The organism is Klebsiella sp. EMBS2024 (genome assembly GCF_036233805.1).
Lineage (GTDB): Bacteria > Pseudomonadota > Gammaproteobacteria > Enterobacterales > Enterobacteriaceae > Klebsiella > Klebsiella pneumoniae.
Window position 1 is genome coordinate 4,101,978 of sequence record NZ_JAZARW010000001.1, and the last position, 10,824, is coordinate 4,112,801.

11 protein-coding genes are annotated in these 10,824 nt (G+C 58.9%); 1 reads left to right on the top strand and 10 read right to left on the bottom strand.

The genetic code is table 11. The features are described 5' to 3' along the window. Positions 1-7 precede the first annotated feature (7 nt). The 9 genes from dam to VZP09_RS18860 form a co-directional block, all read right to left on the bottom strand. A complete protein-coding gene (gene dam / locus VZP09_RS18820) occupies positions 8-835 on the bottom strand; it encodes an adenine-specific DNA-methyltransferase (RefSeq protein ID WP_002920260.1) in 828 nt (275 codons plus the stop codon). Between the two features lie 78 nt (positions 836-913). Then, positions 914-2,200 carry a cell division protein DamX gene (gene damX / locus VZP09_RS18825; RefSeq protein WP_015959089.1) on the bottom strand — a complete coding sequence of 429 codons (1,287 nt, stop codon included), beginning with the start codon at positions 2,198-2,200 and terminating at the stop codon, positions 914-916. Positions 2,201-2,284: 84 nt separating this feature from the next. Next, complete coding sequence (gene aroB, locus VZP09_RS18830) at positions 2,285-3,379, bottom strand: 3-dehydroquinate synthase (protein ID WP_002920264.1); 1,095 nt, start codon at positions 3,377-3,379, stop codon at positions 2,285-2,287. Between the two features lie 55 nt (positions 3,380-3,434). After that, on the bottom strand, positions 3,435-3,956 hold the full coding sequence (gene aroK / locus VZP09_RS18835) for a shikimate kinase AroK (RefSeq protein WP_002920267.1): 522 nt from the start codon (positions 3,954-3,956) through the stop codon (positions 3,435-3,437). Positions 3,957-4,239: 283 nt separating this feature from the next. Continuing rightward, the gene (hofQ, locus tag VZP09_RS18840; RefSeq protein WP_004174030.1) at positions 4,240-5,484 is read right to left on the bottom strand and encodes a DNA uptake porin HofQ; all 1,245 of its coding nucleotides are present in this window, start codon (positions 5,482-5,484) and stop codon (positions 4,240-4,242) included. Then, a complete protein-coding gene (locus tag VZP09_RS18845) occupies positions 5,417-5,800 on the bottom strand; it encodes a HofP DNA utilization family protein (RefSeq protein WP_004889465.1) in 384 nt (127 codons plus the stop codon). The genes hofQ and VZP09_RS18845 overlap by 68 nt, the downstream gene beginning before the upstream one ends. Continuing rightward, entirely contained in the window at positions 5,790-6,218 is a 429-nt protein-coding gene (locus VZP09_RS18850) for a HofO family protein (protein WP_004151403.1), read from the bottom strand. Before VZP09_RS18850 ends, VZP09_RS18845 begins: the two co-directional genes overlap by 11 nt. Beyond that, positions 6,208-6,741, bottom strand: a complete 534-nt coding sequence (locus tag VZP09_RS18855) for a PilN domain-containing protein (protein WP_032415759.1) — start codon at positions 6,739-6,741, stop codon at positions 6,208-6,210. Before VZP09_RS18855 ends, VZP09_RS18850 begins: the two co-directional genes overlap by 11 nt. Next, positions 6,725-7,525, bottom strand: a complete 801-nt coding sequence (locus VZP09_RS18860) for a hypothetical protein (RefSeq protein ID WP_032415760.1) — start codon at positions 7,523-7,525, stop codon at positions 6,725-6,727. The genes VZP09_RS18855 and VZP09_RS18860 overlap by 17 nt, the downstream gene beginning before the upstream one ends. Positions 7,526-7,643: 118 nt before the next feature. Here VZP09_RS18860 and mrcA point away from each other — a divergent pair, with 118 nt between their 5' ends. Next, the gene (gene mrcA / locus VZP09_RS18865; RefSeq protein WP_004185951.1) at positions 7,644-10,202 is read left to right on the top strand and encodes a peptidoglycan glycosyltransferase/peptidoglycan DD-transpeptidase MrcA; all 2,559 of its coding nucleotides are present in this window, start codon (positions 7,644-7,646) and stop codon (positions 10,200-10,202) included. A 53-nt stretch (positions 10,203-10,255) separates the two neighbouring features. Here mrcA and nudE read toward each other — a convergent pair whose 3' ends face one another. Next, positions 10,256-10,816: an ADP compounds hydrolase NudE gene (gene nudE / locus VZP09_RS18870; protein ID WP_002920321.1), complete on the bottom strand. Its 561-nt coding sequence runs from the start codon at positions 10,814-10,816 to the stop codon at positions 10,256-10,258. Between the last annotated feature and the right edge of the window lie 8 nt (positions 10,817-10,824).

A 10,824-nucleotide genomic window follows, 5' to 3' on the forward strand; every position in this document is an offset into this window, starting at 1 on the left:
TTGAAATTTATTTGGTCTTAGGCGGACGGTAGAGCGCTAATAGCTCGTCCACCTTTTTACGCGTACCACCGTTGCTGCTGATGCTGCGCCGCACCTTCACAATATGCGTTTCTGCCGCGTTTTTATACCATTCCTGCGTCAGCGGCGTGCGGTGGTTGGAAATCAGCACCGGGATGCGCTTTTTCATCAGCGATTCCGCCTTTTGCGCCAGCAGTACCTGTTGTTCCAGGTTGAAACTGTTGGTGTGGTAGGCGGTAAAGTTCGCCGTCGCCGTTAGCGGCGCATAGGGCGGATCGCAATACACCACTGTGCGGCTATCCGCACGTTGCATGCACTCTTCGTAAGATTCGCAGTAAAACTCGGCGTTTTGCGCCTTCTCGGCGAAATGATAGAGCTCAGCTTCGGGGAAATAGGGCTTTTTATAACGGCCAAACGGCACATTGAACTCGCCGCGCAGATTGTAGCGGCACAGGCCGTTGTAGCCGTGACGGTTCAAATACAGGAACAGCACCGCGCGACGCAGCGGATCCTGGCTTTGGTTAAATTCATCACGATACAGGTAGTAGCGCTCAGCGACGTTATTTTCCGGGGTAAACATCTCACGGGCGGCGGCGACGTATTCGTCGGTGCGCAGTTTGACGATGTTGTACAGGCCGATTAAGTCACTGTTGATATCCGCGAGGATATAACGAGAAAAGTCGGTATTAAGAAATACCGACCCGGCGCCCACAAAGGGCTCGATCAAGCACTCGCCTTCCGGCAAATGCTTTTTAATATCGTCAAGCAGGGGGAACTTTCCCCCTGCCCACTTCAGAAAAGCGCGATTCTTTTTCATGCTGCCTAACTAATTACACGTTCTCCGGCTGTGGAGAAAGCTCCGACAGCATCCTGCGCTTAAGACTACCCCACGGCATTATTTCAGGTCAGCCTGAACCTGATGCAGCGGTTTTGCCCATGGATTTTTCGCCTGCACGTCCGCCGGCAGCGAGGTGACAGCACGTTTCGCTTCATCTTTCGATGCATAGATACCGCTCACCAGCACGTACCATGGTTGGCCGTTACGCGACGTTTCATAGACAACATATTTATCCAGCTTCTCTTTCTTCGCCCAGTTGTTGAGGTTGTCGTAGTTAGAGGAGCTGCTGAGCTGCAAAGTATAGTGACCCGACGGCGCAGTTTTCATTGAGCTGACGTCACCTGCCGTCTTCCCGCTCTTCGCTGCCGGCGCTGCCGCAGCTGCCGTTGCCGCTGGCGCTGCGGTCGTCGTGGTCGGTTTGCTCTGAGCGGTGGCCACCGGTTTGCTTTCGCTGACGGACGTTTTCGCCGGAGCGGTGGTCGCCGTGCTTTCAACATGCTTCGGCTGGACCGGCTTCGATTCTACCGGCGTTTTCGCCACGGCCTGTGGCTTCGACTGCGGCTTCGCTTCGATAACGGTATGCTTACGTTCAGCCGGACGCGGGGTCGCTGCTGTCTGACGCTCGGTCGCCTGGCGCGGCGCCGCGGTGCCATTGGCACCATTCCGGATTGGCGCGACGGTAGCCGGTTCAGTCGGCAGCGTCGAGTTAGCCACGGCGCCGTCCAGTTGGCCCTGCTGCTGGGTCAACGCATTGTTCAGATCGCCCTGAACTTCGATACGCTGCTGGCCCTGCGGCGCAACCGCTGCCTGGCCCTGCGTCGGGTTCGCGGCAATAGGCGGTACCGTTACGTCCTGCTGTGAGGTGCTGTTAGCGGCGGCAGTCTGGTCCTGGCCCGCAGCAGGCATGCTGGCGGACTGGTCGTCAGACAGATTAATGCTCTTCTCGCCGGAAGCGGTCTGCTGGCTGGAAGAGGATGGCGATTTCAGTGCGGAACCGATACCCACGATCAACAGCAGCAGCACCAGAATCCCCACACCCATCATGATGTACTGGCGGGAGGCCGGTTTGGCCGGCGCTTTTTTACGCTTGCGCGGACGACGCTCTACAGGCTGCTCTTCGAGCATCTCCTCGTCTTGCGCATCCAGTTCTTCTTCGAACTCTTCCTCTTCACGCTCGCGACGGGCCTTACCAGCGCGCGTCGGACGGCCTTCATCGGCATCAAGATCAACATCGTCAAAATTGATCTGCGGATCGGCATCACGCTCGGAAGACTGACGGGAACGACCAGCACGACGATCGTTGCGATCGGCTTTCATATCGTCTTCTGGTTTGAAATCATCCATTTAACACCCCACTAAAAGGCTTATGCTCACGATTATTGCACATCACCCGAAATGATAACGCCGCGCGAACGCGGCCAGACCTTCTTATTGTTGCGCCTGCTGAGTATCAGCAATCGCGCCAAGAACCACATCGTGCGGCACTCCGCCGCGCAGCTCGCTGCTTCCTATTGCGAGCGGGAGCACCAGCCGCATTTCGCCAGCCAGTACCTTTTTATCGCGCATCATATGGGGCAAATACGCCTGCGCACTCATTTCCTGCGGGCCGCGTACCGGTAAGCCTGCACGCTTGAGCAGATCGATAATGCGCTGAGTATCCTGCGCGCGGAACTGCCCCAGCCGTTCGGACGTGCGTGCCGCCATCACCATACCTGCCGCCACCGCTTCGCCATGCAGCCAGTTACCGTAGCCCATTTCCGCTTCGATAGCATGGCCGAAGGTATGTCCAAGATTGAGTAAAGCACGTAACCCGGTTTCACGCTCGTCGGCTGCCACAACCTCCGCTTTCAGTTCACAGCAGCGGCGAATGCAGTACGCCATGGCGGTATCGTCCAGCGCCAGCAGCGCATCAATGTTGTTTTCCAGCCAGCTGAAGAATTCACCATCCAGGATCACCCCGTACTTGATGACCTCAGCCAGTCCGGAAGCGAGCTCGCGCTTCGGCAGAGTTTTCAGACAGTTAAGATCAACTACCACGGAAACCGGCTGCCAGAAGGCGCCAATCATGTTTTTGCCGAGAGGGTGGTTCACTGCGGTTTTGCCGCCGACCGACGAGTCGACCTGCGACAACAGGGTGGTAGGGACCTGGATGAAACGCACGCCGCGCTGATAGCTTGCCGCGGCGAAACCGGTTAAATCACCGATCACCCCCCCGCCAAGCGCCACCAGAGTGGTGTCGCGGCCATGTGGTTTTTGCAACAGCGCAGTAAACACGGTATCCATCACCGCCAGGCTTTTGTATTGCTCGCCGTCTGGCAGAATGACGCTGTCAACGTTGACCCCTGACTGCTCCAGCGCAGAGCGGACGGTATCCAGATAAAGCGGCGCCAGCGTTTCGTTGGTGACCAGCATAGCCTGGTCGCCCGACTTGAGTGGCAGGAAGGAAGCTGGATCGTTAAACAAACCAGCCGCGATGGTAATCGGGTAACTACGTTCCCCGAGGGTAACAGTAAGCCTCTCCATAACGCGACATCCACCTCAATGACTATTACTCTGACGCACTTTTATTAAGCCAGAATCAGTTGCTTTCCAGCATATGAATAATCTGGTTCGCGACGACTTTCGCACTCTGATCGTCTGTGCGGATAGTCACATCGGCGATCTCTTCATACAGCGGGTTACGCTCGTCAGCCAGCGCTTCCAGCACTTCACGAGGCGGCGCATCGACTTGTAGCAAAGGACGCTTTTTATCGCGCTGCGTACGGGCCAACTGCTTCTCGATCGTAGTTTCCAGGTAGACCACCACGCCGCGGGCGGAGAGACGGTTACGCGTTTCACGGGATTTTACAGAGCCGCCGCCAGTCGCCAGCACAATCCCCTGTTTTTCCGTCAACTCATTGATAATTTTCTCTTCACGGTCACGGAAGCCTTCTTCGCCTTCAACATCGAAGACCCAGCCCACATCAGCGCCAGTGCGTTTCTCAATCTCTTGATCAGAATCGTAAAATTCCATGTTGAGCTGTTGGGCTAACTGGCGCCCAATAGTGCTTTTGCCGGCACCCATAGGCCCAACCAGAAAGATATTGCGTTTCTCTGCCATTTTTTCGGTACTACTAAGACTATTCGTTAATGATAAACCCGCTTCGCAGACACCCAGCGCCGCAGGGCATGAACTGAAACCTCATATGCAATAGAGCGAGAGTCAGACTAAAAATTATCTCAATACTCCGGCTGGTTTGGCAACTGAATAAAATCGCCGGACAATAAAGNNGGACAATAAAGGGAGGATTGATGTCGTACCCGACTCTCAAATCGGTACCCCTTGTATGCTAAATCCGTCCTCACGTCAAACACCTGAAACGTGTTTAGCATGAAAAACCTGCTTAACGTACTGCCAGAATCCGTGGCGTAATAAAGACAACCAGTTCGCGACGTTCATTATCTTTCCCGTCACGACGAAACAGACGTCCCAGTACCGGGATATCGCCAAGCAGCGGGACGCTGTCGCGGGCGGTTTTGTTTTTCTGCGAAAAGATGCCGCCCAACGCTAAAGTCTCGCCGCTGCGAACTTCCACCAGGGTCTCTATCTCCTGCTTATCGATGGCCAGCGCTTCGCCGTTTTCCTGCTTCAGCACCTGGCCTGGCGTATTCTCGCTTATTCGCAGCTTAAGCCGCACTCTTCCCTGCTGCAGCACCGTCGGCGTGACCTCCATGCCCAGCACCGCCTCTTTGAACTCCACCGAAGTGGCGCCGCTTTCGCCACTGGAAACCTGATAGGGGATCTCGCTTCCCTGCTTGATGCTGGCAGGCTGCATGTGGGAGGCCAATAAACGCGGGCTGGCAATAATTTCGACCTGCTGCTTGCGCTCCAGCGCGGATAGCTCCAGCTCAAGCAAGCGACCGTTGATCTTGCCGATGTTAAACCCTGCGCGGGTGCTGGCATCGTTTACCGATACATCGCTGCTTAGGGTGGTGATTTGCCCGGAGCCTGGCGGGCTTCCGGCTTCCGCAAGCCGCCACTTCACCCCCAGCTCACGAAGGCTGGTTTCGCTCATCGACACGATATGGGCGGCCAGCTCCACCTGGCCGACCGGCAGATCCATCTCCTGCGCCCAGGCCTTCAACGCCGGCAGGTGCCGGGCATCATCGCGGATCAGCAGCCGATTAGTCCGCTTGTCCGCCATCAGGTGTCCCCTGGCGCTGAGCAGCTTTCCGCCGCTTTTAGCCAGCTCCTCAGCGTCGGCAAAGTGCAGGGTCACGCTCTCCGCCTGCAGGGGCAGGTTCTGCAGGCGTTTCTCCTGTTCGGCTTCACGCTGCGCCTGATTTGCCTTTTGCCAGGCCTGAGTGTGCGCGTAGATGACCGTCCCCTGCTGTTGCAAAGAGAGACCCGCGCTATCCGCTACCGCCCGCAGCGCCTGGCTCCAGGGAACCTTCTGCAGACGCAGGGAGAGCGTGCCGCTGACGTCCGGCGCGACGACGAGGTTCTTATGGTTCATTTCGGCCAGAGCTTGCAGCACCTGGGCCACTGGCGCATCGTCAATCACCAGCGAAACCGGTTTATCATTGCGGGCGGCGGGGGCCACCGCCAGCGGCAGCAGCAGAAGCAGCAGGCTTATCCATCGCATCATGTTGTTTCCCTTCACGTTGCCAGCGCCACGCTGGCGGTTCACATCCCGAAGACGTGACGATGTCCAGCTCACCGGCCGTCAGCCGGCTCACCCGCCAGCCCGTGGGCAATTGCTCATCCATGCGTACCCGTCGCCACTTTCCGTTCCCATCCTGCAGAAACCCCGTCCAGCCAGCATCATCCCCAACCGCCCCGCCATAGCGCCATTGCGAAAGCTGCGCCGTGCGGCAGGGATCCTCAACCGGCTGGAAAGGGTCACGCTCGGCCGCCAGCAGCGACAGCGGTAGCCACAGGAAGATCCAGCGTTTACCGCTCATCTTCCGCCTCCAGCAGCAGTCGCAGGCGGAGCGTCTGCGCCTCACGGCCCAGCGAAAACGAACGCGGATTCATCCCGCAGCGCGCCAGCCAGGAAAAAAGCGCGGGTACCGTTGACCAGGACAGGGTCAGCTCCATCTCGCCGCCGCTTCCCTGCGGACGCCAGGCGATAAGCTTCGCTCCGGAGAGCGGAATGGCTATGGGCGAAAATGACTGCGTGTCGATGCGCGCCCCGGGATTTTCCTCGCCGGGGATGCGCAGCGCCATGATCCGCCGCCACTGCGTTTGCAACGCCGCATCACGGGTTACCGCCGCCTGCGGCGGGCGCAGATCGCGCCAGAGCGCCACGCCGCCTCCCGACAGCCCCATTGCGAGCAGGATCGGCAGCCCCGTCCAGGCGCCCCGAAGGTTAATCCGCATCAGCGCGCGCTCCCGTCAGGGTAAAACTGAACTGCCAACGCCCTTCGGCGTCGCGCTGGGTCCCGCCGGCTTTTGCCGGCGCGAATCCCGCGACGCGAGTCAGCGCAGACTCCACGCTGGTTAACGCCTGCAGGTTAAGGGCCAGGCCGTCCAGCGTGAGGAGTACGCCCTGGTACTCCAGCCGCGTCAGCCACGCCTGCGCGGGCAGATCTGCCGCCAGCGCCTGCAGCCTGGGTTGCCAGGCGGCGATCGCCGATCTGCGCTGGTACTGCTGGCGCTGCCGTTGATGCTGCTGCCACGCCTCACGCATCGCCTGCTCGCGCTGCTTAAGCGAAGCGAGCAGCTGCGCGTCGGCCGTCGTGTGAAGCGTCGCCAGGAAGTCGCGCTGCAGACGCGCCGTTCGGCTCACCAGCAGGCCCATCCCGCCCAGCAGCACAATGCCGATGGTTAACAACAGGACGTAGCGCAGGCGCTGGCGGCGACGCAGGTCGCGCCAGGGAAGAAGATTAACGACATGCGTCATGCCGCCCGCCTCCCAGCGCCAGCCCAAGGGCAATGGCGTAACGATCGCCATCGGCTGGCAGCGGGGGCTGCCGACGGTGAATCACTTGCCAGACATCAAAGCGACTGGCCTCATCGCCCGCGTCAATACACAGGCGCAGCGGAACCTGAAGCTGCCCCGCCAGCTGGCTTAAGGACCCGACATCAGCGCAGGCGTCACTGCCCCAGGCCTCACGGGTCGCCCACAGCCAGCGCTTTTCATCCCGCCACGCCAGGCCCTGGTCTGCCGCAGTCATCCAGGGGAAAAAGGCGCCGAGCGCACTGGCATCCGGTACGATGGCCGCCACCCGCAGCCGCAGCCGCCCTGCCAGCTCCCGCAGAACATTGATATCCAGCCGCTGCGCCGCCGTAACCTGCCAGCCGTCATCCCGCGAGGTGGGCGCATAATCAATACATAGCGCGGAGGCAGGCATTGCCAGCTGCTGGCTCATGGCGCTGGCTACCCACATCGCCTGTTCCCGCTCCCGCAGGACGAACTGGGGATACGGAAGACGCTTTTGCAGTGTGCGCACCGCGGGAAAGGCGATACTAACCTGATGCTGCGCCGGTAGCTCCCGCCGCCAGGCGGCCAGCCGCGAACCGAGTGCGCTGACGTCCGCCACCATTCCCTGACGTACCAGCCCCGGCGGCAATGGGATACGCCACCAGCGGCGCAGCGCCCAGTGTGAACGTTCATGCAATAGCGCGACAATGGCAATGCTATCCTGTTGGATATGCATTCCAAGCCGCCAGTTTCTGAAAGCCATGCTTACGATCTCCTTATCCGGCAAAACTGCCCGGCTATATCAATGCACCTGGCTTGCCTTTATACTACCGCGCGTTTGTTTATAAACTGCCCAAATAAAACTAAATGGGAAAACACCGGTGAAGTTCGTAAAGTATCTATTGATCCTTGCAGTCTGTTGCGTACTGCTGGGAGCAGGCTCGATTTTTGGCCTCTACAAATACATAGAGCCGCAACTCCCCGACGTCGCAACCCTGAAGGATGTGCGTTTGCAGATCCCGATGCAGGTCTATAGCGCCGACGGTGAGCTTATTGCGCAGTACGGCGAAAAGCGCCGTATCCCTGTGACGTTGCAGCAAATTCCCCCCGAGCTGGTGAAAGCGTTTATCGCCACCGAAGACAGCCGCTTCTATGAGCACCACGGCGTCGATCCGGTAGGTATTTTCCGCGCCGCCAGCGTGGCGATGTTTTCAGGCCACGCCTCCCAGGGCGCCAGCACCATCACCCAGCAGTTAGCGCGTAACTTCTTTCTCAGCCCCGAGAAGACGTTGATGCGTAAGATTAAAGAGGCCTTTCTGGCCATCCGCATCGAGCAGTTGCTGAATAAAGATGAAATCCTTGAGCTGTATCTGAACAAGATCTACCTCGGCTACCGCGCCTATGGCGTCGGCGCCGCGGCGCAGGTCTATTTTGGCAAACCTATCGACCAGCTGACCCTGAGTGAGATGGCGGTGATTGCCGGTCTGCCGAAAGCGCCTTCCACTTTTAACCCGCTCTATTCGATGGATCGCGCGACCGCCCGTCGCAACGTGGTGCTGTCGCGTATGCTGAGCGAAGGGTACATCACCCAGGCGCAATACGATGAGGCGCGCAGCGAACCCATCGACGCCAGCTATCACGCGCCGAAAATCGCCTTCTCCGCCCCTTACCTGAGTGAAATGGTGCGCCAGGAGATGGTGAATCGCTACGGTGAGCAGGCCTACGAAGATGGTTATCGGGTCTACACCACCATTACCCGTAAAAACCAGCAGGCGGCCCAGCAGGCGGTACGCAATAACGTGCTGGATTACGATATGCGTCACGGCTACCGCGGCCCGGCCAGCGTACTGTGGAAAGTCGGCGAAACGCCGTGGGAGACGAAGAAGATCGTCGATTCGCTGAAGCGTCAGTCTGGCTACGGTCCGCTTTTCCCGGCGGTGGTCACCTCCGCGAATGCCCAGGAGGCTGTCGCGTTGTTGGCTAACGGCGACTCCGTTTCGCTGACGATGGAGGGCGTGCGCTGGGCCCGTCGCTTTATCTCAGATACGCAGCAAGGGGCGACCCCGCGTAAAGTCAACGACGTTGTGCAGGCCGGGCAGCAGATCTGGGTACGCAAGGTGGGTGACAGCTGGTGGCTGTCCCAGCTCCCGGACGTCAACTCAGCGCTGGTCTCCATTAACCCGCAAAACGGCGCGATTATTGCCCTTGTCGGCGGGTTTGACTTTAACCAGAGCAAATTCAACCGCGCCACCCAGGCGCTGCGCCAGGTCGGCTCCAACATTAAACCGTTCCTCTATACCGCCGCGATGGATAAAGGCTTAACGCTGGCAAGTATGCTCAACGATGTGCCGATCTCGCGCTGGGATGCGGGCGCAGGTTCCGACTGGCGGCCGAAGAACTCGCCGCCGCAGTATGCCGGTCCGATTCGTTTACGCCAGGGCCTGGGGCAGTCGAAAAACGTGGTGATGGTGCGCGCTATGCGCGCCATGGGCGTAGACTACGCCGCCGAGTATCTGCAGCGCTTTGGCTTCCCGGCGCAGAACATTGTCCACACGGAATCGTTGGCGCTGGGCTCAGCCTCCTTTACGCCCCTGCAGGTCGCTCGCGGTTATTCGGTGATGGCCAACGGCGGCTTCCTGGTCAATCCTTTCTTTATCAGTAAGATTGAGAACGATCAGGGCGGGGTCCTCTTCGAGGAGCGTCCGAAAATTGCCTGTCCGCAGTGTGATTTACCGGTAATTTACGGCGATACGCCAAAATCCAACGTGCTGGAAAACAAGGATGTGGAAGATGTCGCCACCTCCGCGGAACCGCAGAATGGCAACGTGCCGCCGCAGCCGCAGCTGGAGCAGGCCAACCAGTCGCTGGTCGCGCAGAGCGGCGCACAGGAATACGCGCCGCATGTGATTAACACACCGCTGGCCTTCCTGATCAAGAGCGCGCTGAACAGCAACATCTTTGGCGAGCCGGGCTGGATGGGCACCGGCTGGCGCGCCGGACGCGATCTGCAGCGGCATGACATCGGTGGGAAAACCGGGACCACCAACAGCTCGAAGGACGCCTGGTTCTCAGGCTACGGACCGGGCGTGGTGACCTCGGTTTGGATCGGCTTTGACGATCATCGTCGCGATCTTGGCCGGACCACCGCCTCCGGAGCGATTAAAGATCAGATCTCTGGCTATGAAGGCGGTGCCAAAAGCGCCCAGCCGGCCTGGGACAGCTTTATGAAGAGCGTGCTGGAAGGCGTTCCGGAAGAACCGTTAACTCCGCCGCCGGGTATCGTCACGGTGAATATCGACCGCAGCACTGGTCAGTTGGCGAACGGGGGCAATAGCCGGGCGGAGTACTTTATTGAAGGAACCCAGCCCACCCAGCAGGCAGTCCGTGAGGTGGGCACCACCCTGACTGACGGCGGCGGTGAAACCCACGAATTGTTCTGACAAAAAAAGCGCCTGCGGGCGCTTTTTTATTGCTGCTTAGCGTGGACGCTCGTTCAGAGTCGGCCCTGGGCCTGCAGCCATTCCCGCACTAAAAACAGCGCGCTGACGTTACGGGCCTCGTTAAAATCTTCTTCATCCAGCAGCGACATCAGCTGCGCCAGCGGCCAGCGCACCTGCGGTAGCGGCTCAGGTTCATCGCCCGGCAGTGACTCCGGATAGAGATCTTCCGCCACCATGATATTCATTTTGCTGGAGAAGTAGGAGGGGGCCATACTGAGCTTCTTCAAAAACGTCAGCTTATTGGCGCCATAGCCAACCTCTTCTTTCAGCTCGCGATTGGCCGCTTCATCCACGGTTTCACCTGGATCAATCAGCCCTTTGGAGAAGCCCAGCTCGTAGGACTCCGTCCCCACGGCATACTCACGAATCAAAATAATGTGATCATCCACAATCGGCACAATCATCACCGCTTCACGGGTGGAAGGCCGCATACGTTCATAAACGCGACGCACACCGTTGCTGAACTCCAGATCGACGCTTTCGACATTAAAGAGGCGCGAACGGGCGACAGTTTCAACATTGAGAATGGTGGGTTTTTGTAATGATTTGCTCATTGTCATCG